The 26498-nt window shown below is 42.2% G+C and carries 23 protein-coding genes; 15 read left to right on the plus strand and 8 right to left on the minus strand.

The features are described from left to right. Nucleotides 1-8: 8 nt before the first annotated feature. From mutL to C5745_RS01745, 5 genes are all read left to right on the plus strand, one after another. The gene (mutL, locus tag C5745_RS01725) at nt 9-1898 is read left to right on the plus strand and encodes a DNA mismatch repair endonuclease MutL (RefSeq protein ID WP_105715204.1); all 1890 of its coding nucleotides are present in this window, start codon (nt 9-11) and stop codon (nt 1896-1898) included. A gap of 25 nt (nt 1899-1923) precedes the next feature. Then, nucleotides 1924-2640 carry a rhomboid family intramembrane serine protease gene (locus C5745_RS01730; protein WP_105715205.1) on the plus strand — a complete coding sequence of 239 codons (717 nt, stop codon included), beginning with the start codon at nt 1924-1926 and terminating at the stop codon, nt 2638-2640. 15 nt (nt 2641-2655) lie between these two features. Then, nucleotides 2656-3540: a rhomboid family intramembrane serine protease gene (locus tag C5745_RS01735; protein ID WP_105715206.1), complete on the plus strand. Its 885-nt coding sequence runs from the start codon at nt 2656-2658 to the stop codon at nt 3538-3540. Nucleotides 3541-3542: 2 nt separating this feature from the next. Next, entirely contained in the window at nt 3543-4652 is a 1110-nt protein-coding gene (locus C5745_RS01740; protein ID WP_105715207.1) for an endonuclease/exonuclease/phosphatase family protein, read from the plus strand. 101 nt (nt 4653-4753) lie between these two features. Continuing rightward, complete coding sequence (locus tag C5745_RS01745; protein ID WP_165792988.1) at nt 4754-6727, plus strand: tetratricopeptide repeat-containing sensor histidine kinase; 1974 nt, start codon at nt 4754-4756, stop codon at nt 6725-6727. A gap of 7 nt (nt 6728-6734) precedes the next feature. Here C5745_RS01745 and C5745_RS01750 read toward each other — a convergent pair whose 3' ends face one another. Beyond that, on the minus strand, nt 6735-7361 hold the full coding sequence (locus C5745_RS01750; RefSeq protein ID WP_165792989.1) for a response regulator transcription factor: 627 nt from the start codon (nt 7359-7361) through the stop codon (nt 6735-6737). Between the two features lie 265 nt (nt 7362-7626). Here C5745_RS01750 and C5745_RS01755 point away from each other — a divergent pair, with 265 nt between their 5' ends. From C5745_RS01755 to C5745_RS01780, 6 genes are all read left to right on the plus strand, one after another. Continuing rightward, nucleotides 7627-7809: a hypothetical protein gene (locus C5745_RS01755; RefSeq protein ID WP_105715210.1), complete on the plus strand. Its 183-nt coding sequence runs from the start codon at nt 7627-7629 to the stop codon at nt 7807-7809. A 65-nt stretch (nt 7810-7874) separates the two neighbouring features. After that, nucleotides 7875-9458, plus strand: a complete 1584-nt coding sequence (locus C5745_RS01760) for a fimbrillin family protein (RefSeq protein ID WP_105715211.1) — start codon at nt 7875-7877, stop codon at nt 9456-9458. Between the two features lie 282 nt (nt 9459-9740). Then, the gene (locus tag C5745_RS01765; RefSeq protein WP_105715212.1) at nt 9741-9938 is read left to right on the plus strand and encodes a hypothetical protein; all 198 of its coding nucleotides are present in this window, start codon (nt 9741-9743) and stop codon (nt 9936-9938) included. Between the two features lie 57 nt (nt 9939-9995). Next, nucleotides 9996-11555 (plus strand): fimbrillin family protein, encoded by a 1560-nt coding sequence (locus tag C5745_RS01770; RefSeq protein WP_105715213.1) that lies wholly within the window; start codon nt 9996-9998, stop codon nt 11553-11555. Between the two features lie 148 nt (nt 11556-11703). Next, complete coding sequence (locus C5745_RS20410; protein ID WP_207795685.1) at nt 11704-13203, plus strand: tetratricopeptide repeat protein; 1500 nt, start codon at nt 11704-11706, stop codon at nt 13201-13203. Nucleotides 13204-13221: 18 nt separating this feature from the next. After that, entirely contained in the window at nt 13222-13626 is a 405-nt protein-coding gene (locus tag C5745_RS01780; protein WP_105715214.1) for a hypothetical protein, read from the plus strand. Here C5745_RS01780 and C5745_RS01785 read toward each other — a convergent pair whose 3' ends face one another. Further along, complete coding sequence (locus C5745_RS01785) at nt 13627-15237, minus strand: S41 family peptidase (RefSeq protein WP_105715215.1); 1611 nt, start codon at nt 15235-15237, stop codon at nt 13627-13629. 263 nt (nt 15238-15500) lie between these two features. On the opposite strand from C5745_RS01785, the gene C5745_RS01790 reads away from it, so the two are divergent. Next, nucleotides 15501-16070 carry a hypothetical protein gene (locus C5745_RS01790; RefSeq protein ID WP_105715216.1) on the plus strand — a complete coding sequence of 190 codons (570 nt, stop codon included), beginning with the start codon at nt 15501-15503 and terminating at the stop codon, nt 16068-16070. Nucleotides 16071-16100: 30 nt separating this feature from the next. On the opposite strand, the gene C5745_RS01795 is transcribed toward C5745_RS01790, so the two are convergent. The 6 genes from C5745_RS01795 to C5745_RS01820 form a co-directional block, all read right to left on the minus strand. Then, complete coding sequence (locus C5745_RS01795; RefSeq protein ID WP_105715217.1) at nt 16101-16643, minus strand: outer membrane beta-barrel protein; 543 nt, start codon at nt 16641-16643, stop codon at nt 16101-16103. Nucleotides 16644-16811: 168 nt separating this feature from the next. Then, the gene (locus C5745_RS01800) at nt 16812-17708 is read right to left on the minus strand and encodes a DUF4249 domain-containing protein (protein WP_105715218.1); all 897 of its coding nucleotides are present in this window, start codon (nt 17706-17708) and stop codon (nt 16812-16814) included. Nucleotides 17709-17713: 5 nt separating this feature from the next. Then, the gene (locus C5745_RS01805) at nt 17714-20005 is read right to left on the minus strand and encodes a TonB-dependent receptor plug domain-containing protein (protein WP_105715219.1); all 2292 of its coding nucleotides are present in this window, start codon (nt 20003-20005) and stop codon (nt 17714-17716) included. Nucleotides 20006-20046: 41 nt separating this feature from the next. Beyond that, nucleotides 20047-20787, minus strand: a complete 741-nt coding sequence (locus C5745_RS01810; RefSeq protein ID WP_207795686.1) for a hypothetical protein — start codon at nt 20785-20787, stop codon at nt 20047-20049. A gap of 175 nt (nt 20788-20962) precedes the next feature. Further along, nucleotides 20963-21511: a hypothetical protein gene (locus C5745_RS01815; RefSeq protein WP_133166269.1), complete on the minus strand. Its 549-nt coding sequence runs from the start codon at nt 21509-21511 to the stop codon at nt 20963-20965. 350 nt (nt 21512-21861) lie between these two features. Beyond that, nucleotides 21862-23535, minus strand: a complete 1674-nt coding sequence (locus C5745_RS01820; protein WP_165792991.1) for a tetratricopeptide repeat protein — start codon at nt 23533-23535, stop codon at nt 21862-21864. Nucleotides 23536-23735: 200 nt separating this feature from the next. On the opposite strand from C5745_RS01820, the gene C5745_RS01825 reads away from it, so the two are divergent. The 3 genes from C5745_RS01825 (at nt 23736) to C5745_RS01835 (ending at nt 26329) form a co-directional block, all read left to right on the plus strand. Next, nucleotides 23736-24131, plus strand: a complete 396-nt coding sequence (locus tag C5745_RS01825) for an HU family DNA-binding protein (RefSeq protein WP_105715223.1) — start codon at nt 23736-23738, stop codon at nt 24129-24131. A 262-nt stretch (nt 24132-24393) separates the two neighbouring features. Further along, a complete protein-coding gene (fumC, locus tag C5745_RS01830; protein ID WP_105715224.1) occupies nt 24394-25791 on the plus strand; it encodes a class II fumarate hydratase in 1398 nt (465 codons plus the stop codon). A gap of 4 nt (nt 25792-25795) precedes the next feature. Then, entirely contained in the window at nt 25796-26329 is a 534-nt protein-coding gene (locus tag C5745_RS01835; RefSeq protein ID WP_105715225.1) for a fumarate hydratase, read from the plus strand. Nucleotides 26330-26498: the final 169 nt, after the last annotated feature.

Raw genomic sequence — 26498 nt, forward strand, 5'->3', positions numbered from 1 at the left:
GCTCTTGTATGTCAGATATTATACAGTTACTGCCTGATTCGGTTGCTAATCAGATTGCTGCAGGAGAAGTGGTACAACGACCGGCTTCTGCGGTAAAGGAACTTATTGAAAATGCGATCGACGCAGGGGCGGATAAAATTAAGCTTATCGTTAAGGACGCTGGAAAATCCCTCATACAAGTTATCGATAATGGTTGTGGCATGAGTATCACGGATGCCCGTCTTTGCTTTGAAAGACATGCAACTTCCAAAATTCGGCAAGCAGAAGATTTATTTGCTATCCGTACGATGGGCTTCCGCGGAGAAGCCTTAGCTTCGATCGCCGCGATTGCACAGGTAGAGCTTAAAAGCCGACGCGTTGAAGATGAGCTCGGCACAATTATAGAAATCGAGGGTTCCAAAGTAATCAGTCAACAACCCGAAGCGCTTCCCTCAGGCACAAGTATCGCAATCAAAAATCTTTTTTATAACATTCCTGCTCGTCGTAATTTTTTGAAAAGCAATTCGGTAGAAATGCGTCATATTATTGATGAGTTTCAACGAGTCGCGTTAGCACATCCAAGCGTATTCTTCAGTATGCACAGTGATGGCAATGAACTTTTTCATTTGCCGTCTGAGACTTTGAAACAACGGATAGTACATCTCTTCGGAAATAACTATAACCAACGTCTTGTGCCCGTAGAGGAAGACACCACGATTATCACGGTTAGCGGTTTCGTTGGCAAACCCGAATTTGCAAAGAAAACCCGTGGCGAACAGTTTTTCTTTGTCAATAAACGTTTTGTCAAAGACCCTTATCTTCACCACGCGGTCATGAATGCCTACGAAGATATTCTTCCGGCAGATACCTACCCTTTGTATGTTCTATTTATTGAAATAGACCCATCCAAAATCGACATCAATGTTCACCCAACCAAAACAGAGATTAAGTACGAGGATGATAAAGCCATGTACGCGATCTTACGGTCGACAGTTAAACGCTCGTTAGGCCGTTATAACATTACGCCGACGTTGGATTTCAACCAGGAAACAAGTTTTGCAAACCTCATCACCAATAAACCGCTAGAAGAAATTCAAGCGCCGACGATTTCTTTTAACCCGAACTTCAATCCTTTCGAGGAGACGAATTCATCTTCTTCGAGTTCCCGGTCTTCCAGTTATGCCGCAGGGCTTGAGAAAAAATCCGGTATTCCGCAGAATTGGGATTCTTTATATCAAATTACACAAAAGGACGTTTCTGAGCAATTATCCTTACACGAGGAAGAGAAGGCTTTTTCGGGCGGATCGGCAAAAGAACGCTCGTCCCCGTCTACCATTTCTGCCGATGCTGTTAAACAATTTTTCCAGTTGCACAACCGGTTTATCGTATCACAGATTCATTCCGGTTTTATGCTCATAGATCAGCAGGCTGCCCATGAACGAATCTTGTTTGAACACTACATGGAATTATTGGAAAACCACCAGGGCAGCAGCCAACAGAGTTTGTTTCCACAGACCGTGGAGCTAAGTCCGGCAGATTACGCGCTGATGGAAGAGATTCTTCCAGACATCCTAACATTAGGCTTTCAAGTTCGACCTTTCGGGAAAACGACATTTATTGTAGACGGTATCCCTGCTGACCTAGGACAGGGCATCAACGAAACTAAAATTTTGGAACAGCTTTTGGAAGATTTCAAAAACAATAAAGACGAATTACAACTTAATAAAAGAGAAAACTTAGCACGTAGTCTTGCGAAAAACGCGGCCATTAGACCGGGAGCAGCGCTAGATAACCAAGAAATGTCTGAACTGATAGACAAACTCTTTGCTACTCAATCACCGAGTATATCAATACACGGCAAGCCGATTGTGGTCACGATTACATTGCAAGAACTCATGGAGCGATTTAATAAGAACTAAATATTTACGACCTACGAAACAATATATGAACAACCTCTTTTCGAATTTGACCCCCGTAGTTAAAAACCTGCTCATCATTAACGTGGTGTGTTTTATTGGCTCTGCGATTTTCTTGCAAGCACCTCGTTTTTTTGGAGTATACTATCCAGATTCACCCTTCTTTCAAATATGGCAGGTAATCACCTATATGTTTATGCATGGCGGATTTGCACATATTTTCTTCAACATGTTCGCATTGGTGATGTTTGGACCCATTATCGAACAAGTCTTGGGCTCTAAACGTTTCATAAATTTCTATTTGATTTGTGGGCTTGGAGCACTTGTCTTGCAATATGGCGTACAAGCGGCGGAGGTTTATAATATCGTTGGTACCGTAAGGGCATCCGAATTCATCCGTTTAGACATGTTCAACGAAACGATCAGTAGCAGCCTCCCTATATCGCAGAATGAATTAGGCACTCTGGCCGCTATCTACGGCACACCGCTCGTCGGGGCCTCTGGTGCAATATACGGCTTGTTACTAGCCTTTGGCTACCTGTTTCCAAACATGTCACTCTATCTCATGTTTATTCCTATTCCTATAAAAGCGAAATTTTTTATTCCGATTTTAATTTTAATTGAGATATATTTAGGCTTTTCAAATTCCGGAGGATCTATTGCCCATTTAGCCCATGTTGGGGGAGCGTTGTTCGCCTATATCCTTCTCAAAATATGGCGTGTTAGAAGAGGAAGTATGTATTAAAGAATAATGTGACTGATGAAAGAGCGTGTTTTAAAAACTTTTTGGCGTGACACTTACCAAAGTAAGTCTCCCATCCCTTTTATCATATCGGGACAAGTTGTCATCTTCGTACTCATTCATCTTTTTGACCTCTTGAAAGAGGTCAACCTCCTTAAACTATCATTGTATGATTATGCCGTTGACTATCTAAGCTTACCGTTATCGTTTAGCCAGTTTCTGACACAACCTTGGTCTATCGTAACATATCCTTTTCTTTATACCGGATTGTTGCAGTTGGTATTCGATTGTTTATGGCTATATTGGATGGGCAATATTTTCTTGAATTTTCTCAACAGAAGACAATTCCTATTTCTCTATATCAGTGCCACCCTTCTAGGAGCTTGCGTCTATTTAGGTCTTGGCTTTATACCGACACTACAAAACAGCGTGCAACTGTCATTACACACCTCGACGCTTGCGTTGGGAGCCTTGGTAGCCTCTGTTGCAACTTTAGCGCCTCGTTACGAAGTGCGATTGCTCCTGTTGGGTACAATTTCCTTGAAAACCATTGCCCTCGTATATGTTTGTATAGAATTGGTTCTTACCGGTCTTATGGACAAAGCCGGTGGCGTTAGCTTTCTAGCGATGGTGTTTTGGGGCGTCTTGTTTATACGATCACTGCAACAAGGAAAGGATTTTAGCAAACTAAAACTAGGAAGAGTGACAAAAAAGTCGAAGATGAAAGTCGTGCACCAAAGTAATAACACTGCCGTTAATAACAGCAGTTACCGACACATCTCCGACCTTCCTAACCAAGACGAAATTGATGAAATTTTGGATAAAATTTCCATAGGTGGCTATGAAAGCTTAACTTCACGGGAGAAAGAAGTGCTATTCAAAGCAAGTAAGGATGATACGTAGTCATGGCAAGGAGGAGTCTCTTCAAAAAAAATCTAGGTTTCTTCAGTAAAGCGATATTTATATGCAATATGGTTGCCGTAATGTTCTTGATATTGAGCTATGCAGCATCTTTCATAAACCCTAAAACAGTTTGGTTGCTACCTTTCTTCGGCTTGGGCTACCTTCCGATCTTAGTAGTCAATATCGGCTTTATATTATACTGGTTACTGCGCCGTCCGTTGTACACGCTCTATACCTTGATTCCTCTTCTGCTCGGCTGGAATTTGCTTACCCAGCATATAGGTTTTCGTCCTAAGGTCTCGAATGCGGATAAAAATAAACAAGATATACGCGTCATGAGTTTCAACGCTCACCTTTTCAATGAAGTAAATAAGCTTCCCTCTACAACCATCCGGAATGAAGTGGTATCGCTTATAAGCGATATAGACCCTGATATCCTGTGCATGCAAGAATTCTTCACAAAGATAAAAGGCACCAAACAAATGAGCGACCGTATCCTAGCGGAAAGCGGGCTTCAAGATTATTTTTTTGAACCAGCAACCAAAAGCGAGCATGAGGGTTACGGGCAGGTCATCTTTTCTAAGTATCCTATTATCCATTCCGGGACCATTACCAAAAATGAGTACGGCATTAACCGCATTACCTTCGCCGATATTGTAAAGAACCAAGACACTGTCCGCGTGTATAATGTACATTTACGCTCTTTTGGCTTACAGACGGAAGACAAAGAGTTTATCCAGAATCCATCTGCTACACCAAATGAAGAACATGCTACCACACGCGTCGGCCGAAAATTGAAGTATGCTTTTGAACGTCGAAGCCGACAAGCAGAGGCTCTCCGCGATCATATTATGACAACACATTACCCAATTATTATCATGGGCGACTTCAATGACACGCCGATGTCATACAGTGTGAACCTCATAGGAAAGGGAATGAAAAACACCTTTCAGGAAAAAGGTCAGGGATGGGGCGTCACCCATTACGAGATGCTTCCTCTTTTTCAAATTGACTATATTTTCTGCAGCCCACAGTTTCACGTCGAAAATTATCGGGTGATCAAGCGGGAACTTTCCGATCATTACCCCATTTTTGCAGATATTAGACTCTAACTATCTTTTAGAGGACAAAATAGTACTTTTACCTTCTCATAATCTATCTATCAAACCAGATGTATCTACCGATTTTAAAAAATCGACGTTTTTTAATCATATTGCTATTTCAAATAGTACATATTTATTCCGTAAATGCCATACAACAGGGAGCTTCACTCACAAAAGACACATTGATTGTCAATAAACTGAACGAAAAAGCCCCTACGTTTTGGTCGTCGAAACCCGATTCCACGCTCCGTTTAGCTAAACGGGCGCTAGAGATAAGTACGAATCTCGGCTTCATGAAAGGCCAGATGGTAGCTTATCGAAATTTAGGCATCGGTTATTACGAAAAAGGACAATATACGGCAGCCGCACAATCCTATAAAGAAGCGGTATCACTTGCCGAAATATTAGGTAACGATGCGTACAAGGCACAACTACACAGCAACGTATCCATGCCCTACCTCGCATTGGGTGCGCACGATGAAGCGCTGGAAAACCTATATACAGCCTTGGAGATTGCAGAGAAAAACGACCTCACCAATACGATAGCACATGCAAATCATAACATCGGCATGGTATATCATTATCAATTCAAAAATGACGAGGCCATAGCTTTTTACGAAAAAAGCCGACACCTATACGAATCAAACGGTGACACCACCCGCTCTACATTCATACTGGGAAACATAGCACATCTTTATCTCAAAAAAAGTGACTTCAAAAAGGCTAAAGAATTCTACTTACAATCGCTAGCACTAGCCGAAAAACAGGACAATAAAAAGGCTATAGGAAACGCTCTTCAGTCTCTCGGCGCTTTCTTTATGGAGCAAAAAGATACCGAAACCGCGCTGCATTATTTCTTAAGGGCTAAGGAAACGCTCGAATCGACAGGAGAGCAAACCGAATATCTCCGACTGATGAACAATCTAGCAACCTGTTACCTAGAAGTTGGAGACACAAATACCGCCTACACTTACGCTGCAAAAAGTAATAAGCTGGCAAACGAGCAGCAACAGTTCTATTATATCCAGACATCAGCCCAACAACTGAGCGATTTGTATGAAAAAAAGGGGAACTATCGAATGGCAATGCACTACCTAAAAAAAGCAGCTTTAGCGTCGGATAGCCTCTACAGCCGACAAAATAGGGAGGAGCTCGTACGCATGGAAGAAAAATATAAATACCGAAAAGGTTTAGAGCAAACTTCTTTTTTGCACAACATGCAACTGAAAAGGCAAAACCAGTGGTTATATGCTGCCATTGTGCTCGTATGCATACTGGTTATCATTGCCTTGCTGTTTGCGAGCAACATCCGACAAAAGCGCCGAACAAATCTTATTCTGAAAGAGACAAACGTTTTTTTTGAAGAACAAAACGCCAAGCTAGAAGCATCCAATCATTTTAAAGAACAGCTGATTTCCTTGGTTGCGCATGATATCCGCCATCCTATAGTCAGTCTGCAAAATGTACTGTTTCTTTTTGAAAACAAGCATTTGTCACCTATAGAAATCCAACAACTGATGTCCTCTTCACATAAAGATGTGAATAATTTGATTCCTCTTATAGACGATTTACTTTTGTGGGTAAAGCTGCAGCTTAATTACGCGCAATTGCAAAAAATAAGCTTTTCTATACAAGAGGTGTCACAATCCATAGTCGAATTGTATCAACAGAAAGCACACCATAAAAATATTCAATTAATAATAGAACCTACCATAAACACCCAAGTATATGCAGACAAAGAAGCCGTTGCGACCGTCATTCGTAATTTAGTTGATAATGGCATAAAGTTCTCAAAACCCGGAGGGAGTGTCCGTATCCGCACGACACCAACAGCTGGCGATGGGCGTGTGACAATTCATATAGCGGATACCGGCATAGGCATGTCTGCAGAAACAATCGAAAACCTATTTACGACACCCAACTACGCCCGCCGACTTGGCACTAATAATGAAGAAGGATCTGGCTTGGGGCTACAGATATGCATACACTACCTTCAATTGAATAACAGTAAATTATTTGTGAAAAGCATTCTAGGTCGAGGAACAAGTTTTTGGTTTGAAATTGATACTGTAGAACAGTTATAAAAAAACTTCAAATCAACTCGTTATCCCGAGCGTAGGTTAGCATCTGTGCAATAGTTTGCACATTGGCCTTCGCCATCATTTTTCTACGATGGGCCACAACCGTGTGCGGACTTAAGAACGTTTTGGTGGCTGTTTCCGCAATACTATTCCCTTGTGCGAAGTGCTTTAGTAATTCGATTTCCCTCGGCGTGAGAGTCGCAGTTCGTTCGCTTCGTTGCATTAAAAACGGCTCAAACTGAGGATCGACATATGCTCTTCCTCCTTCGACAGTTTCTACGCATTTAACGAGGTCCTGAATACCAGCAGATTTACTAAGTATCCCATTCGGTCTATACTGCAGGATATTTCTAATGACATTAGGTGCAATTGCACTGGTGATAAATATAATCTTCGCCTGCTTATTTATCCTCTTAATATCGCTTAATAAGGAGAGCCCATTGGTCTCCGGCAGGTAATAATCTAAAAAAATACAGAGCTTCTGATTACCAAAAGATTGCAGGAAATCAAAAAATTTATCCGCTTTGCTGAAAGAAGAAACGACGTCAAAAGCACCGAACCTTTGCAGCAATAATGCAAAAGAATCCGCAAACAATTGGTGGTCATCCAAAATGACAGCGTGTGTTAATCCTTTCATCAATTGAACAAATATCCTTATTTTATACCTATGTTTTCCTAACATAGTCTATACAATTCCCAAATGTAAATTTTCATCTACAAATACTTCACCAACCATAGCACGGTTTTGTTATACAGCATCAAAATCATAACAAAATCATGCTATCCCTACCTTTCTCAGTACAAAATTTCGTTTTAAAACAGCGTACTTCGCACCAAAATTTAGACCACACGTTCCTGATTAGGAACTTGGGACAGTACAAATCGAAACAACAATAAAAGTCATGGAAACCAAAAGTTCAACAAAAAATCCGAACATTAAATTAAGCTATGAAGCACCTGTACTTCGTTCAATCGAAATAGAATTGGAATATGGGATTGCTTCTGGTTCAGCGGCACCTTCAGCCAGCCAGCAATGGAATACCACGGAAACACAAACGCAAGAAGTACAAAACAACCACTGGTAATTTGGTGTTTGGTTATACTGCTACGTTCAATTTTATTTAACATCTCAAATTCGAAATTATTAACAATGAAATACAATAACATAAAAACGCTATTGGCTGTGTTTATGGCCGTTACGGTTCTTGCTTCTTCATGTCAAAAAGACAATGGCACATCAGATTTAGCCGCTGGAGAAGCGACGGTAAGCATCAACATGAAAGGTATTAGCGCTAGTGCAAACAACAGTAATCTAGGTCTACGTTCTTCCGCCGGCACTGGTAAAAGCATCGTTACACCAGCTGTACAACGCCAAGTGACCAAATTTAATGAACAATATAACGTTACGGCGACCTTAAGAGAAGTAACTCCTGCTACAGCACCGGTATTACGTGCTTCTGCAAACCGTGCGGAAACTACGGCTACCGGCATGGGAGAGATCCTCGCATTAGACGCCGGTACAGCGTATACTGTTCGCGTATACGACGGTGCTACGCTTGTAGATGAAAAAATATATACACAAGGCGAAGGTAATGCGGAACAGTTTACACTAGAAGGTGGAAAAACCTACACATTCCAAGCATTTGCCTACGGAGACGCTCATGCTGAAGAAGGTTCCGCCGATCAGGATCCTTTGTGGTGGGATAAAGAGGTTGCGATAACAGCCGGTAGCAACACCGTTGATATCGTATTGGAGCATAAACTTACGGAAGTAACCGTCGTATTCAATGCAGGTTCGGGACGTACTATTAATGCTATTAGTGTAGGTACTCTCGCTCCAAACCAGGCTTATACATTTAACGAGGAAACAGGTGTTGTTGCTTTCGGCGCAGAAACAACAGCAGCAACAGTTAATTTTACGAGTCAAACCGAAGGCCAAACATGGACGAGCAACCCGACTATGATCGCGGTAGAAAATACAAGTAATGGTATCGTTGAACTGCCGGGTGTGACTATTAATAACATTCGGGGATCTATTACCAGTAGTGGTTGGGCACTAAGGGCCGGGGTTCAATATATACTAGAATTAAATTTGGGCGATAAAGAAGAACAAGGGATTGATATCGGGGGTTCGATGTGGTCGTCGGGTAATCTTACTTATGATCCTGAGACCGGTGAATACTATTTTGGTGAAGCGCATAATGCAGCAGGAGACTATTGGTTCCCGGATCGCTTGTTACCAAAGCGTTTAGACGGTACAAATCAAGGATCGGATGCTACAAATGGCGGAAACGGTGATCCTTGTACCTTAGTTTCTTCAGGCTCATGGAGACTGCCAACACAAGCAGAGCTACAGGATTTACTGGACCGCACTGCGTCGGGAGGAATCGATAATCCAGGTCCGGAATCATGGAGTCCTCCAGCGAGGTACGTAGATCATTATGATGGCACACCGAGCACAGATCTGGGTATGTTTTTTGGTGTCCTGACTCATCCGGTAACACATCCGGGCGAAAACAGAGACCAGTACCTATTTTTTCCTTACGGTGGTTACTACCCAAATGACAATATCGGAGCCACGGTGGGTCGGGAAGCTGCCTACTTAACTTCAGCGACCGCCGGAGGATACATAACGTTTCATTTAACAGGGGTGGCAAGAGATATTGGATATGGTTCTGGTTGGAGAGCAGCTAGCGCTACGGAAGCAGTTCAAATCCGATGCGTTCAAAACTAAACTAGTAACAATATAATTTATACTATAAGCAAGGGGCTTTCCGAAAGGTTAGCCCTTTTTTGTTTACTTTTTTCGGTAAATATCGTAGTAGTTATGGTACCTACCCGCCGATCAACAAATCATATATAACAATCTAACAGACAATAAGTTAAAAAAGTGTGATATCTATGTGAATACCCCTTTTTTTGCACCCGAACATCTAAATACTATTATTGTCAGCAAATTCGCGATAAAATTAGAAACGATATTTCGCAAAACGCAGGTTATCAAAAACAAACAACAATGGAAAAATCAAACAAACCCAAAATGAAAGGTGTCGACATTTCAGAAGCAAAACTGACCTATATGCCGCCAACGATCCAAGTAGTATCAATCGCTATGGAATATTCGATAGCATCTGGATCGGGGAGTATAGGCTCGGGGGCCGTTACTGAAGAATGGAATCAAGGATCTGCTCAGGACAAAGAACTTAACTGGTAATTGTTTTTTAATACTAACACACTTTAAGTCAAGAAAACTTATCAAACCAAAAAATAAATGAAAAAAATACTACATCGGCCAACACTGAAGTTAGCTATCGGTATGGTCATTACCTTTGTATTGTTCACAGGATGTTCAAAGGAAGAAAACACTGTCAATTCGGATAAAGTAGCCAAAGTACAGGTATTCGTTTCCGGTGTTGAGAACGTAGAAACAGGTGCCCTAAAGGCCTCTTCTGCAAAAAAAGCCACATCAAATAAATCCGCACTCTCCCGTCAGACCGTAAGTATTCGAATGGATAACGAGTATTACATGCAGGCAACCCTATCCAGAAAACAGAGGACCGACCAAGCATCCGATGTGGCCGGTTTATCTAGGGCAAATGTCGCAAAGACCGCAGGCACAACCTTCAAAGCAGCAGCCAATCCACTACCCACAGGTGTTACGTATGGGGTGGTCGTTTATGATGCGGATGGAAATTACGTTGACCATACAGATTATACCGTGGGTGGCAGTACGCCAGAACCCTTCGAATTGGTCGCAGATCAATCTTATACATTTATCACCTATTCACTAAACAATTCGGATCCATTACCCGCCGCGGGAACAGCTCCTTTATCGGCAACAAAAATAGAAGGTATTGCCGGAACAGCAGATCTTCTCTACACCCGAATTGACCAAGTGGTTACTGGTGGGCAAAACACCTTGAATATCACATTGAAACACCTGTTCAGTGAAATTACGACGGCCATAGATGGAAGCCAAATCGGGTCAATTGAAGTGGCAGACGATTTTTATTTAGCCCCACATTACGATCAAGCAGATCTGGAATTCACAGACGGAACGCTAACGTACCATAACTTGAGCACAACCGGTTCTGCTGTTCAACTAGGAGCCGTAGGCAGTACTAGCATTACGTCTTTACCGACAATTGTCGCTACTCCTGCCACGGCAAACGGTGTTCTCAAAATCGGGGCGATCAAAATTGGAGACGTAATCAAAAACAATGTGGAAATCGGCGGGATCACTATTATTCCTGGTGAGCGATATGATTTAAACATTACCATCAAAAAACACCCACAAGATATCGGTGGATTAATCTGGGCCGAAGGCGATCTTATTTATGACAGCGGTACAGACGTATACAGCTTCTCGCAAAACCCCGGCGACGGCAATTATTTCCCATTTGGACATCTATATCCGTACGGAGACGGTCGGGAGTTTGATCGCGCTGCTGCGAACTTAGGTGATCCATGTGCTTTGGTGATGGACGGTAATCAATGGCGTACTCCGACCAAAGAAGATTTTGATATTTTACGCAGCGAAGACGACATATCGGAGCCCCGCACGATTAACGGCATAAATGGCGCTTGGTACCCCACCATCGATGAGGAAGGTCTATTCTTCCCAGAGACAGGTCGCAAAACACCTTCGAATCCCAGCGCCATCGGTCAACCGAGAGAAGGCTGGCGCTGGTCTACAACTCCCTTGTGGATTCTATGGGCCGGCACACATCCAGAAACAGGCAATTGGTATAGTGTCGTTTCTAACCGTGATGGTGGGTTCTCAACCGTTGACTGGGGTATGAAAATCCGCTGTGTCAGAGATTTAAACTAGCCGATCACCTACCCTTATCACACGACTTAAAAATGATTTTTAAGTCGGTGATCGTATGTACTATTGGTTGCGCTTGGCATGGCCTTGTCCATGTCAAGCTCTTTTTGACTAAATTACCCACTAAAGATAACTCCCCCTATTAAATAACATGTATTATTTAAGTAGTACGTTTAACTATAACTCTCTAAAATATCAGTTATTGTGCCTACTCGCGTTCGTCGTTATCGACGCCAGAGCACAGAACAATACCATCATCGCTAAAATCGATTCTCTTTTAGACAAAGCATGGGAGCATCATACTACCATCCAGCTTATACCGTCACTGGAGGAGGCACTGGAAGCACTCGAATTAGCCAACGAACACCAATACGATAAAGGTAAAGGCGAAGCTCATTTTATGATAGCGGACGCACTGCTGAATATAGGCTTATTGAAAGAGGGACTGAAACATCTTGACGACATTCAAAAAACGAGTTATTATAAGCGCAGACCAATTGTTCAGTCTGAAATCTATCGTCTTAGAGCTAAAGCCTATTCCAAACTAGAGTTAGATCAACTAGCGCTTCGAGAATATCGAGAACAACAGAGATTGTTTGGCTCTTTAGAAGGAGAGACGAAAATAATGTCTTTATTATATCTCTACAGTAACCTGACGTATACATTCAAGCAAGCGACAGAAATGGACTCTGTCGAAAAATACAGCTTTCTGCAACTGCATTTACTTCATACAGTGGAAAAAAAGGATAAGAATGTTTATCTACAATACGTAAACACCTATGACGATCTCGGTTGGCTCTTTACTAAGAAGAAAGACTACGAAAAGGCACAAGCGTATCTCGACAGCGCCCTTATCACAGTGGAAGAGTATAATGTACCGGTCTACTTCAATACCTTGATCTTTTTGGGAAAGCTCGAAAAAGAACGAGGAAATTATCAAAAGGCAGCCGCTTATTATCATAAGGCACTGGCAAATACCCTCCAAATAGGAGACCGAAGTGCCACTCGAAACCAATACAAACGACTATCGGATTTTTATAGGATGTATAATCTTGGCGAGGAAGAAGCAAATCAATACTTGTTGGCGTACAGCCGGCTGAACGACTCCTTGGAAATGGAGAATAAACAGGCAATCGATACAGCGCTACGCCACATATTAAATGCTAGAGATAAAGCCGAAAATAGGAATAGTAATAAATACCGGAGCATCATTATATCCATTTTGATGTTCGCTCTCCTGCTCTCCGTTTATTTTCTTTGGCGAGCTCAGAGGAATCGCTATGTTCTGAAGGAAAAGGAGGTTGTATTAAGTGAAAAAGAAACACTCAATAAAGCTCTTAGCACAGCTATTCAAGAGAATAAATTTAACGATCTCCTAGTCCTTGCTCGCAACAATAGCCCGGAATTTTTGGCGCTATTTACCGAATTATATCCGGAGTTTATTCAAGCGTTAAAAACGATAGATCCCAAGATTCGGAATACGGAATTAGAGTTTTGTGCGATGGCTTTCCTTAACTTTTCCACAAAAAATATCGCGGAGTATACCTTTGTAACGACCCGAGCGGTACAAATAAGGAAAAACAGACTACGTAAGAAATTCAATATTCCTTCCGACGTTGATTTCAATACCTGGATGAGGGACAGAGGTTAAGAATTTCAAGCTGATCAAATGAAATCTAAACAGGAACTTCAAATAGAAGCCGTTACAGCTATTATTACCGGAGAGCTACTTCTGGAAGAGGCCATGATAAAATATAACGTAAAGGACAAGCGGACGATGACCGCCTGGATAAAAAAGACCATGCCGTTACTGAAAACGCCGAAAACAGAATCCGAACAGCGTTTGGACATCTTATTTAATACCGTAAGTGAAACAGCTGAACGATATAATCATGATGGATCTTTAGATATATTAAGAGAAAATTCGCTTTTAAAGAGAATCATAGTCCTACAAGACAAGGTGCGCGAGCTCGAAGAGAAGAATTCGCTAGTAACCCGCCATAGAGACCTTCTAATGGAAAAGGTATCGTCATTAGAATTACGCATTCAAATACAACAAAAAACGACCAAGTAATTAGCCACTTTCCGCACCAAAAAATTCTAGGGCTTTTCGCACAAAATTATCATTTCGATTCTTCACTTTGAAATAAGCTTCACGACCAAAATAGAAACGCCCTACTAAAGCTTCTATATCCGTTTCAATGAGCTCTCTTAATTCGTTTTTCTTACGATCGGAGATTACAAACCCTTCTTCCCGTACAAAGTCAATGAACGCGTGAAATTCATTGTCAGGCAAGTGATAACCCTGCAAGAAATTCTCAATAGAATAAGCGGGTGCCTGTTTGGTAAACCGGGTATAGACGAACTGTTCGATAAAGCTGTACTGTATTAAATCCTGGTAGAATAGGCTCAACGCATTGGAATCCTGTGACACATGGATATCGGGCAGTATCCCCCCTCCGCCATAAACCTGTTTTCCCGCCTTTGTTTCATAAGTTTTTCCATGTGTATATAGGGTATCGAGCGCCCATAACCCTTCATACATGTTGTTAAAATCGATCATATTCGACCAGTTTGCCATGTATTTCCTTTGTATGCTACGCCCAAGCGGCGTGAAATAACGGGCGATGCTCAAGTTTACCGTGGAACCGTCCGAAAAATCAAATTGCTCTTGTACAATACCCTTTCCATACGAACGCCTTCCGATAATCGTTCCGCGATCCCAGTCTTGTATAGCACCCGCAACAATTTCGCTCGCCGAAGCTGTATTTTCATTAATGAGTATCGCTAATTCGCCCGTAGCGAAATTACCTCCCTGTATACTATCAGAAAAATATTCCCGTCGTTCTTCATGCGCCCCTTCGGTATACACGATAAGACGTCTATCTGCGAAAAACTCACTGGCTAACTTAATGGCCATGTGGAAATAACCTCCTCCGTTGTCGCGAAGGTCGAGAACAAGCTTCCGAGCGCCTTGCTTTTTCAGTCCAATAATGGCTTGTCGGAATTCCTCGGCGGTGTTAATACCGAATCGCCTTACTTTTACGTAACCTATACCCGGTTCAATCATATAAACCACATCCAGTGAACTTACTGTAACCTGATCACGCACCACCTTGATCGGTGTATCCATCTCTTCACCATCACGCTTCACGTGAATACTGAGCGATGTTCCTCGACGGCCACGAATCAGTTTCTCCACGCTTTCTCTGGAAATATGTATCCCAGCTACCGGCTCATTACCGATCTTCAGCAATCTATCCCCTACTCGGAAACCGGCTTTATCAGCAGGTCCACCATTAATCAACGATACGATCATCAACGTGTCGTTTAGATTAAAGTACTCCATACCGATACCCTCGAACGTTCCTTCCAAGATTTCTGTCTGACGTCGTGACTCATTAGGAATTAAATAACTAGAATAGGGGTCTAAATGGGAGATGATATGATTAATGGCCCCATTTTGCACCGAATCAATATCTACACTATCGACATAAGTTTCAGCGATAAGGTCCAACAATTGCTGTACTTTCCAAGTATTACTAGAAAACCCGATAGGCACCAAACTGTTAACTGGTTTATTCCCTTGCTCATCGACATAGTTCTGCCCCAACAGTATGCCCAAGAGCAATACTGCTGCGTAAGTAGCTGCGACAAAAATGTTCCGTTTAGTACCTTTTTGCATGGATAAAATTCGGTTGCAAAATTAAAATAGTTTTCTCAAATATTGCGTGATAAATTAACATGTATGCGAATAATATACGTAGAAAAAAACGTTTTGTTCACAAGATGTACGTAAAATCTACGTGATATTTTTTTTTCGTCGACTTATTTTTCTATTGCTCTGTGCGTTAACAATTATTTACATCTCGGTTTTGTACCTTTGCTGTTGCTGGCAATGAGCTTCGCGCTTACTGCGGTTAAACGACAACAACTTAAAGATCTGCTTTGCACGAGATAGAACCATATTATAATTGGCGTGACTATTATATCGCCTCGGAAGACGAAAAATCGCCTTTCTATGGCATGATATATAGTGAATTTGAATTCGACAAACAAATCTATAACTTTCTGTTGCACCCCCAATGGGACCAGTTCGGTTCGCTCACCCTGTATATAAAAATCCTATATGCCGACTATGACAGGGGATTTGTCGTTATGGAGTTGATTGGCGAATGGAACGACACTATTTACAATGATATTATGCTCTTAAAAAGGGAAGTAATCGACATCATGATTGCGGAGGGGATCAACAAGTTTTTACTTATTGGCGAAAACGTCCTCAACTTTCATAGTTCAGACGACTCCTATTATGAAGAGTGGTTCCAGGACATTGAGGACGGCTGGATTGTAGCCATTAACTTTCGGGATCATGTTATCCACGAGTTTCAGACCCAAGGGATTGATTACTACATCCACTTTGGCGGCGATTTCAATAGTTTTCCTTGGCGAACACTAAAACCCAAACAGCTGTTCCATCATATACAGCAGCATATTAGTAAACGGCTGGGGATGTAACTCCCCGCCGATCATATCCGAATCGTTCCCTTATCTCCTAAACTTATATCTTACCGTTCCGCCGACTTTCATAGAATTTGATGTGCCGAATGTTCCTGCTTCCACCTCAATAGCATCTTGGTTCCGCAACGATATCTGGTACCCCGCGCCTACGCTTTTATATAAACTATAAGCACTCCCGCCACTACGTTCACCACCATCTGCCGTTTTGAAAGTACCGTTATCATGCCCAGCGCCTAATGCACCGCCAAGGTAAAAATCACCGATATAATATCTAGCCCCGACATGAAGCGCGTATACCTCGTGGCGTAACGTCTCGTCCCCAAGGCTGGATTCCGTAAAATCTTTTCTTGTTTGTTCATAATTAAATCCGGCTGTAAACCCGACGTTCTTAAACGGGCGAAACTCATACATTAATCCGCCACCATAGATGGGACCTTTGATATCATAATCGTAACCAGCTATTGGTCCGATACTGAAATTATGCTTTTTAGGATGCATAAAAGACTGTGCCTGCACACCCGACAACGTCAGGCCGAAAAGCAGCAATAAAAATAAGTAGCGTTTGTTCATAATTGAAATATTAAAGTTTTAATAAATTACTGATGCTCACGAAAATAGCCCAAAAACAAAAGGGAACCAGCTTCTTTAACATTTTTAACTTTTTAATTCTATAAAATGATATTAAAACCATTTATTCTCTATTGAAATTAATGCTGCCACAACCGGTTACAGAACTATTTATTCTTTCGGGATATCTATTATCGGTACCGTAGCACTCGCTTCGTTATAAACTCCAAATACACCAACAGCACCAGGAATATTTGAATAGATCGGGCGGACAGTTTGGTAAATTGATTCTCCAAAATAACCCAATGCATCCACCTCCTTCCTAAATCTCGCCAGACCAGACGATAGGTATACTAGCCTAACATCCAGGTTGTGGCCAAGTTCGGTTGACACTTCGTTACTCCGTATCTCCCGGCTGCCTCTAATCTGTACGTTTCTTTGGAGCAAATTTCCACCATCCACATACCGAAATTCTGGAGATCGGAAGTAGGCTTCTAAGCCAGACTTAACTGTTGGGACGCCGGCGCCATTCAGTAGGATTGGCAGAATTGAAATCGCTCCCACGCCTTTCTCTGCGGGAGCCTGCATCAGCGATAGCTCATACCATGCAGGAATATCTATGTCAATGGATGCTTGTGCGTCTTTCATTACAGGTTCCGCCGGCAAATAATCTACTTCTGAGAATAGACTTTCTTTGGTATCTTCAAATAACAGCTCTAACGCATACGCCATTCCCTGATTTAATTTCAACTGATCAGGAGATATCGAAAAATACCCCGTCGAGTCAGGATGTGCTGAAAACTGTTGTACACGCCTTTCATCTTCCAGAAGGAATACAGAAAGGTTAGGATGTGTCGGAACCTCACCGGGCTGCCCATGCAACGGAAGACTCCATCCAATGGTAGCCTCAGCCCCGGAAATTGGCCCTACCGCTGCTTGGACAACCAATTGAGGCTCGTATTCCGGGAATTCAATAGGAATGCTTGTTTTATGATCGGAACAGCCCAACCATACGAACATAGAAGTCCCTACAATCAACCATACCATTACCTTTAAAACACTGTCCATAATCCTTAAAGTTCAAATCCAATATTAAAAAACGGGATAAGCGGAAACATTCCTATAATCTCCAGTTTTCCCGGATCGTCATCCGGTTGAGCAAAGAAAGGATTCACCCGGTTATAAAGGTTATATACCCCCATACCAAACCAGTTTTTACGTCCTTTCTTCGATATCCACCTGCGTTCGATGTTTAAATCCAATCGGTGAAACGCAGGCATACGCATGTTGTTTATATCCGTAATTACCTGAAAACGTGAACGCCGATCATCTGATGCTACTTCACTACTCGGCATCGTGAAGGGACGTCCTGTTTTGTACGTCCAATGTCCGGACAAACGGTAGCCTTTTCCAAAACGATACATTAATAGGATATTGGCGCTATGCCTAAAATCGAAATCCGCGTTAAACCACTGCCCGTTATTAAGCGTAGAAAAAGAAGAGCGTGAGCGCGCATAAGTATACGATAACGAGCCGTGTAAAGCTCCCGTTGTCTTCTGTAAAAGGAATTCCGCACCGTATACACGAGCCAAGCCCTTACGATGCAGATAGTCATGATATTCGAGAACATCCCGATCGAAATCTACCGAGGGCACATACTTCACAACATCCGACTGCTTCTTGTAAAACAGTTCTACAGAAAAGTTATCTAACAGACCGCTAGTATTACGAAAATAACCTACAGACCACTGTCTCGATACCGATGGCGGGATATCGTGTTCACTAGTCACATAGAATTCGCGAAAACGCCCCATATCATCAGTAAAACCAAGCATCGCCGTATGCTGCCGTTGGAGATTGAATGCTGCATTCACCGTTGCATTTTCATCCAACATAAACGTCGCCAAAATTTTAGGCTCCGGTAGCCACCGATCGTATTTCCCCGATATATAGCGTGATAGCCTTAAACCCGTATTGATATCCAATCTATCGCTCAGACGATGATAAAGGTCTGCCGATAGCGCCGTGTTCGTAATACCATTCCCTCCTATTTTCCCGTCAAACGTATTCACTACACTTCCATTTACCGCTTCCTCGCGGTTGAGGTAGATGTTATAATCTAACCATTCCCGCTCCACACCATATTGTAGTTCCCAACGATCGTGCAGACGCGATTTTCCATGAACATTCAGTTTCATCGAACGCATGCTATTCCCGGAGTGTCGCGACGATACAAGATTGTTTTGATCCGTTGTCCCATCGGTGTAAGAGATATCCTGACGGCGTGAAAAATCTTGATAATAGTGTCGGTAGCCCGAATAGCTCGCATGCGCAGAAAGTGACGTATACAATCCCGCCTCCAATCGGTAATTGAGTGTAACTACTTCGTTTTTGATTCCATACTGGTCTTCCACAAACTGATCGTATCGCGGATAGTTTTCCAAAAGTGAATGCCGATCCCGGCTGTGCAATGCACTCAAAGAAACGTGCTGGTTGCTAGCAATACGCCCATCGATGCGAAGGTTCATGTCCTGCGTGACGAGGTTACCGATATCGCCGTCACGTTTACCGCTTCTTATCTTTCGCGCAATCGGTCCAGTGACCATATCTATAATTGTTCTGCGAGCTCCAACATGATAACTCACCCGGTCTTTCCAAAGTGGGCCGCTCGCGCTTATTTTAGGCGCGATGAGCCCTAATTGAATGGTTTGGCGATGCTCCTTGTAATTACCTTCTGCCGTTCGTATGTCCAGGACAGATGAAAGTCGGCCCCCATATCTTGACGGCCAATAGCTTTTATAAAAATCCACTCCACCGATCATCTCCGGATGAAACATGGATATAAAACCTCCGAAATGGTTCACGTTGAACATCGTGGCTCCGTCGAATAGAATTTGATTTTGATCCTGATCACCACCGCGAACAAAAAGATGTGAATAGCCCTCTCTTCCTTCAGATACCCCGGGCAAGAAGGTAAGCGCTTTCAGAATATCCGGCTCTCCAAAGAATGTGGGAACCGAGGTTAAGAATCTCAAAGGAACGTTATGGATTCCCTGTGCTGCCCTACGATTGAAAGCCTCTCCTGCATATATATCGACTGCGCTCAATTCCCTTGGTCGTAAGCCGATCTCAAAACGGGTAATATTGGGAATAATAATAAATACGGTGTCTTGATAGGCGACATGGGAAACGGACAGCTTATCACCGTTAATTGCGACTATACGACAGGTACCTGCATCATCTGTCATTAAGGTTTTACCCGTGCGATGGTTCATCACGTTTGCATGAGCGATAGGAACCCCAGATTGACTGTCGGAAACGAAGATTGACTGCGTTTGCGACATAACATCAACTGCAGTAATCATCAAAATAATGAGGAGACTTACATTTATACGATGTATAGTAGTTACCACCCCAACTTATACTGTACGTTTAACATAAGACCCATTTCCCGGAATTTAAATTCAGAGATTGTCCGGTCTACTGTCAAACGGGGAGATAGATCGGTTACAAACTGTACATCTAATCGTAATTTCTCCCCGATAGGAGCATATATCCCTATATGTCCCCCTAGCTGAAAAGGATGTTGGTATTTAGGGGTATTTAGCGGAGAAAAACCCATGTGCCTACCCAGCCGTCCGTGTGGAAAGTCTGCATCCGTAGGACTTGAAGAGAGTTGATAATACAAATCTCCCCCGAACGTGAAGCCAATGATTTCAAACGGCCTATAGTTGAGCGAAAACGGTACATGCAACGCCCAATATCGAAAGCTTTCTGTTTTGCCGAAGTCGGGCAGCATCTCCCGAAAAAAATCGGACAACTCGCCTTCTGATTCCAAAGCATTGGCAGTCACACGGAATCCACCTGTTCGGATATTCAATCCCGCGTCCCAACCCAGTATACCTTCACGTCGAAAAGAACCCGAAACACCCATCCCTGCACTAATCAAATAATCCGGCTTACTGTTCACCTTATATTCGATAGACGCGTCATCCTCTCTTATGCCGTACTGAAGATCGTTAAACGTGGTATTAAAGTTCCGCATATCGGTCATGCCTACCCCGAAGTTGGCATGCCAATTAAGCTTTTTCTGGGCAATGGACGCCTGTGTACCAAACAAAGTAAAAACAACAGATAATAGCAACAAAAGGAGTATATGGTTATTAATTGAAATATTGATAAATAAATTGTTAATGTTCACAAACATAGCGCAAAATGAACCCGGGCACATGTATCTTTAACATTTTTAACAATTTAATTCTATAAAGTGATATTAAAACCATTCATTTTACTTTCGTTTTCATATTCTTATTTTTTACACATTAATATGCCCGTTGCACCTGACAAAAGAATTCCCCGTTGAGATGTACTTCGCTTTTTGTATTCTGCAGTTCCGAAGGAAATGTGACTTGCACTTTACCTCTGGCTCTTTTAGATTCCAAATCAAACTCAGTGAATACCACTGTACCATTTCCATAATAAAATGTATCGACATTCAATAGTCTTACAAATGGCAGGCTTCCTTCTAAGTAGATCAGGTTGTCTATGCCTTCTAATATTTCCTTGCCATCAATCGGAATGAAATTGTATGTCTTGCCAACAACGATGTTTTTATCCATTGGGATTCTAAAGCCGAAGCTCACAGAACCTTCGTCTTTTGGATTTTCTTCACGTTTTAGGGATGAAGAGAAATGAATATACTTAGCATCATTATCAATAACATGATGGATTATCGGTGATCTTTTTGCACCAGGAGGAATAACCAAGGGCATTTGATCCTTATACTTTACGCCATCTATTTCACATTTGAAACTTAGCGCGGAAAGTAGTGGATTTCCATCCTTATCGCAGGCGAACAGTGATAATGTCATGAAGATCAAAATTACATTTCTGTATAAATCAAAAGTTAGCTTTGTATATCTTATCATATTGTTATGGGTTTCGATAATTTGCTTTGTAAAGTACCGTTAACGGCGTTTTCTGAACAATCTCGCCATCAAAATTCAACATCAAAAAGTGTACACTGCAATTTGATTGAAGGTTATAATGACAAATTTATACCGGCCGAAGCAGGCTAATTGTAGCGATATAGGTTTATTTAAGACAGATATAGGTTTTTCTTCTGGAACAAAAACAAAATACTGACTAACAACACATTAAAACATCATAAATATAGGTTTTGAGACACTAGTTGTTAGCTGGTGTAACCTTTCGGTTAAGACTATCTCAAGATATTGTCGATATGTTCAGCAATGTCACCCCCACTATGCAATCCTAATTTTTTACGGAGCGTAGTTCGGCGAGTTTGAATTGTATTAGGACTTTGCTGCAACACAACGGCTATCTCTTTCACGCTAAAATCCGCATAAGTGAGTATACATATACGGAATTCCGTCTCTGTCAAATCGGTATAGTTTTCCCGTATTTTTTCTGCATAGCCCGGACGGGAATTTTTAAATGTCTGTAGAAGGGCTTCCCAATGCTCGTCTATAGTCGTTTCACCATAGACAATGTTGTTAAATTGGGCAATAATAGATTTTTCCAAAGTGTTTTTTGGGTTCATACGCACTCCCTCATTCAGCTTCAAAACCTTCTTCGCGATATCAAAACGCCATAACAAGGCGCGGCGCAATGCCAATCTTTTTTTCAGCACGGTATTTTCCAGATCACGGTTCATCTCCGTCAGGGTATCCATGCTTTGCTGCACCGCTATTTGCTTGTTCTTCTGCCTAATCCAAAACCACAAAAACAATACTCCACCAATAATGACTATCCCTAAAAGTACAATAATCCACCGCTGTTTAACAGATTGGGCACGATAATGTTGGGCTTGTATCCGCTCATAATTGTACTTCTGCTCAACCTCATAAACCGACTGATTTCCTCGATCTTCCATAATTTGAGCAAGGACTTTCATACGCTTATCTTGATGCGCAAATGCACTATCGTAATTCCCTTGTGCCTTTTCCCAGCCCGCTAAAAAATTACATGCACTTGCCTGAAAATAATTATCTTTTAACCTGTCCAATCCCTCTTTCAGTTTTTCGGCATAAACACTTGCGGAATCTGCTTGTGGCATTTTACTATACAGCTTTGCTAAGTTTAAATAATTCCGCGGCAGTTCTGTGCTGTCAGACGTTAATTGCATAGCTTCACGATGGTACCTTTCTGCCTCATTATATCTCTTTACTTCTCCATATGCCACTCCTAGACTTTGCGCCAACTGGCTTTGCAACACCTTGCTTCCCTTTTCCCTCGCTATATCCAAACCCCGGTGGAAGTAATAAAAAGCACTGTCGTTGTCTTCCTCAAACAAAAACATCCGTCCCATGGCACTATAGGAATATGCCAGTTTGTCCAGCTCATCTTGATAATATCGGGCAGCGGTTCTATATCTGTCTAAAGCTTTATAATGTAGCCCTTGTTCGGCAAGGAGATCGCCGATATTGTATTCTACAAGCCCTCTCAAACTGTTGTCCTTTGCCTTTTTAGCATAGTGCTCGGCCTCTTTATAGTACACCATAGCCGGCTCATATTGCTTTTGCTGCCGCCGTACACTTCCGCTGTAAAATAGCGCGAGGGCGGTCTGTTTTAAATCTTTATTATGCTGTCTAAAATACCTTGCTGCATCGAATATCAGCGTATCTTCCGTAATATCGCGATAATTTTTATGCCGTACCTGGACACGGGTTACGAGGTATTGCATATACTGCTTTTTATTTAAGCTTCCTTCCGGATCAACAATAGCGTCAATAAGTCGCATAGCGCTGTCGGGATGGCTTTCAGCCAAATAACGGGCTTCCTGGAGTAGAGAAGGTGTCTCAATCTGTGAAGTACAGGCTGCCTTGAACCCTATAAAAAGTATTAATCCAAAGAAATAAATTGGTGTACGCATGGTTTGATATTGCTCGACTGACACAAACCTAAATAAAATGCACTGCATTCACGAACCGAATGTTAAATGAGTTCATATATGCCTTCTTATACTGTCTACAATTTGTGAATTTGAGTACAGTCCGTTATCTTTACGGAGTTACGGAACAAAATCCAGACGCAGACTAACAAACAACTAATAACAAATCCTATTTCAAGATAATGGCAATTAAATTCAATGTTCACGAGATTGGAAGTAATATAGACCCGACAGCACCAAAGAAATTTTATCTCCGTCCGATTAGCTCCGGCGAGAAGACGTTAGATGATTTAGCAGCTAACATATCACATTCCTGCTCGCTCACCGAATCCGATGTATACGCCGTACTCCAAAGTTTGGTTAGAGAGATTCCACGTGCTATTGCAGATGGCTATATCGTCCGTTTGGGCAATTTAGGTTCTTTTCGAATGAGTGTCAACAGCACGGGAAGTGCAAAGAAAGAAGATGTTTCCGAACTGAACGTTCAGAAGCGACGCCTGATTTTCCACCCTAGTAAAAGACTAAAAAAAGAATTGGAAAAAGTCAGTTTTGAAAGAAATACAATCCTCGATAAATAAACAACTAGTGAACAGTTAAAAAATGCATATGCATTTTAATAGAAATGCATATGCAAAATATACAAAACGCATATGCATTTTTCGAAAACCAAACTTTATTTTTTAGTAGCGATACGCTGAACTTTCCCTAGGCAGTACGCTATCCTAATCTACCGCCTATACGACACAAACAAAAATTCCTTTTTCCTATAAGTTTCCTTAACTTTGTCGTACAACCATTTACAGGTTGTTTTTTGTAACTTTTTAACTTTCACATTATACTATGTCATTTAGGATAGAAAAAGATACCATGGGTGAAGTTCAGGTTCCTGCGGATAAATACTGGGGAGCACAAACCGAACGTTCACGCAACAATTTTAAGATTGGCCCGGCAGCGTCTATGCCGAAAGAGATTATCGAAGGGTTTGCCTATTTGAAAAAAGCGGCAGCTTTTGCTAACCATGAGTTAGGTGTTTTGTCTAAGGAGAAACGCGACGCGATCGGTGCTGTCTGTGACGAAATCTTAGCGGGTAAGCTCGACGACCAGTTTCCTTTGGTGATCTGGCAAACAGGTTCGGGTACACAATCCAATATGAATGTCAACGAAGTCGTCGCTAATCGTGCACAGGTTTTGGCTGGTGGCAAAATTGGCGAAGGTGAACCTATCCTAAAAGCGAACGACGATGTCAATAAATCACAATCTTCTAATGACACATTCCCGACAGGGATGCATATCGCTGCATATAAAGCCGTAGTGGAAGTAACGATTCCCGGCGTAGAGAAACTACGGGATACCCTGCAGCATAAATCTGAAGCATTTATGAATGTCGTCAAGATTGGTCGTACCCACTTAATGGATGCTACACCACTGACACTCGGTCAAGAACTTTCCGGATATGTTGCCCAGCTTAATTATGGACTAAAAGCGTTAAAGAATACCTTAGCCCATCTATCAGAGTTGGCCCTGGGTGGTACAGCCGTAGGAACAGGATTGAATACCCCCGATGGCTATGATGTTGTCGTGGCAAAATACATTGCCGAGTTTACAGGATTACCTTTCGTTACTGCTCCGAATAAATTCGAAGCGCTAGCTGCCCACGATGCTATTGTGGAAACACATGGCGCCCTTAAACAGCTCGCTGTTTCACTGAATAAAATTGCGAATGACATCCGTATGCTGGCATCGGGTCCTCGTTCGGGCATTGGCGAAATCTTAATTCCGGAAAACGAACCGGGCTCTTCCATCATGCCAGGAAAAGTAAACCCTACACAATGTGAGGCTCTTACGATGGTTGCTGCACAGGTGATGGGAAATGATGTTGCCATTACGATAGGCGGTACACAAGGTCACTACGAACTCAATGTATTCAAACCATTGATGGCAGCCAACTTTTTACAATCGGCACGCCTTATCGGAGATGCTTGCGTATCTTTTGAGGAGCATTGCGCCGTAGGTATCGAGCCTAATTATGCGCGTATTCAAGAACTTGTGGATAACTCATTGATGCTCGTAACGGCCCTTAACACCAAAATCGGCTATTATAAAGCAGCAGAAATTGCCCAGACCGCCCATAAAAATAACGCTACCCTCAAGGAAACAGCGATCGCTTTAGGCTATGTAACGGCAGAACAGTTTGACGAGTGGGTGAAACCAGAAGGCATGGTGGGGAACTTAAAATAAGGAAGTGATTATATTTTTATCAGCAAAATATCGCCTATTCGCATGCCTATCTATATTGGTAGGCATGCTTCTTTTTGTCAGCAGCTGCGTACGCCATTCGGAGATGCAGTCCGAAGGCGCAGACTACCTCCAAGGAGTATGGGTACAGGATAGTATCCCCTACCAATCCCAAATGATGGACTACACGCTACACGAATTCAAGTTCATATGCGATTCCCTATACACCACCATGCGGGTGAACGCTAAAATGCAACGTATTCCCGATTCCTGTTATAACGATGGCGCGTGGACGGAATATGCAAGGGGCGTATACGTCATACGTGGCGATAGCTTGATAGGCGAGGGCATCTACACGAAACCGAACGGCAAGTACAAAGTATCAGGTTGCTATAAAACCGGCACCTACCTACCGCGCTACCGTATAGCATACCATGACACGGATTCCCTCGTGCTGGAAAGCCGCTTTGATCAACGGCCTATCGTACTACGAAAAATACATGATATCTCTTGTGTTCCAAAAAAGCGATGGGAAGATTGATTTTTCTTCTTCTTTTCCCTAGATGGAAAAGAAGCAAAAGATCACGACTTGTATAATTCCGCTACCTTTTCTTGTTTATTTCGGAACAAAATAAACTCCCTTCGGTCAAACAAATTTTGTTCTTTTCGAAATAACCTGCGAAAAGCTGGTCGCGGAACGATACGATGTC

Source organism: Sphingobacterium haloxyli, from assembly GCF_002980525.1.
In the GTDB taxonomy this organism is placed as follows: Bacteria; Bacteroidota; Bacteroidia; order Sphingobacteriales; family Sphingobacteriaceae; genus Sphingobacterium; species Sphingobacterium haloxyli.

Excerpts from the sequence above, each read along its gene's own strand:
- mutL (WP_105715204.1), top strand. The coding sequence starts at position 9 with ATGTCAGATATTATACAGTTACTGCCTGATTCGGTTGCTAATCAGATT.
- C5745_RS01730 (WP_105715205.1), top strand. The coding sequence starts at position 1,924 with ATGAACAACCTCTTTTCGAATTTGACCCCCGTAGTTAAAAACCTGCTC.
- C5745_RS01735 (WP_105715206.1), top strand. The coding sequence starts at position 2,656 with ATGAAAGAGCGTGTTTTAAAAACTTTTTGGCGTGACACTTACCAAAGT.
- C5745_RS01740 (WP_105715207.1), top strand. The coding sequence starts at position 3,543 with ATGGCAAGGAGGAGTCTCTTCAAAAAAAATCTAGGTTTCTTCAGTAAA.
- C5745_RS01750 (WP_165792989.1), bottom strand. The coding sequence starts at position 7,361 with ATGAAAGGATTAACACACGCTGTCATTTTGGATGACCACCAATTGTTT.
- C5745_RS01755 (WP_105715210.1), top strand. The coding sequence starts at position 7,627 with ATGGAAACCAAAAGTTCAACAAAAAATCCGAACATTAAATTAAGCTAT.
- C5745_RS01760 (WP_105715211.1), top strand. The coding sequence starts at position 7,875 with ATGAAATACAATAACATAAAAACGCTATTGGCTGTGTTTATGGCCGTT.
- C5745_RS01765 (WP_105715212.1), top strand. The coding sequence starts at position 9,741 with ATGGAAAAATCAAACAAACCCAAAATGAAAGGTGTCGACATTTCAGAA.
- C5745_RS01770 (WP_105715213.1), top strand. The coding sequence starts at position 9,996 with ATGAAAAAAATACTACATCGGCCAACACTGAAGTTAGCTATCGGTATG.
- C5745_RS20410 (WP_207795685.1), top strand. The coding sequence starts at position 11,704 with ATGTATTATTTAAGTAGTACGTTTAACTATAACTCTCTAAAATATCAG.
- C5745_RS01780 (WP_105715214.1), top strand. The coding sequence starts at position 13,222 with ATGAAATCTAAACAGGAACTTCAAATAGAAGCCGTTACAGCTATTATT.
- C5745_RS01785 (WP_105715215.1), bottom strand. The coding sequence starts at position 15,237 with ATGCAAAAAGGTACTAAACGGAACATTTTTGTCGCAGCTACTTACGCA.
- C5745_RS01795 (WP_105715217.1), bottom strand. The coding sequence starts at position 16,643 with ATGAACAAACGCTACTTATTTTTATTGCTGCTTTTCGGCCTGACGTTG.
- C5745_RS01800 (WP_105715218.1), bottom strand. The coding sequence starts at position 17,708 with ATGGACAGTGTTTTAAAGGTAATGGTATGGTTGATTGTAGGGACTTCT.
- C5745_RS01805 (WP_105715219.1), bottom strand. The coding sequence starts at position 20,005 with ATGATTACTGCAGTTGATGTTATGTCGCAAACGCAGTCAATCTTCGTT.
- C5745_RS01815 (WP_133166269.1), bottom strand. The coding sequence starts at position 21,511 with ATGACATTATCACTGTTCGCCTGCGATAAGGATGGAAATCCACTACTT.
- C5745_RS01820 (WP_165792991.1), bottom strand. The coding sequence starts at position 23,535 with ATGCGTACACCAATTTATTTCTTTGGATTAATACTTTTTATAGGGTTC.
- C5745_RS01825 (WP_105715223.1), top strand. The coding sequence starts at position 23,736 with ATGGCAATTAAATTCAATGTTCACGAGATTGGAAGTAATATAGACCCG.
- fumC (WP_105715224.1), top strand. The coding sequence starts at position 24,394 with ATGTCATTTAGGATAGAAAAAGATACCATGGGTGAAGTTCAGGTTCCT.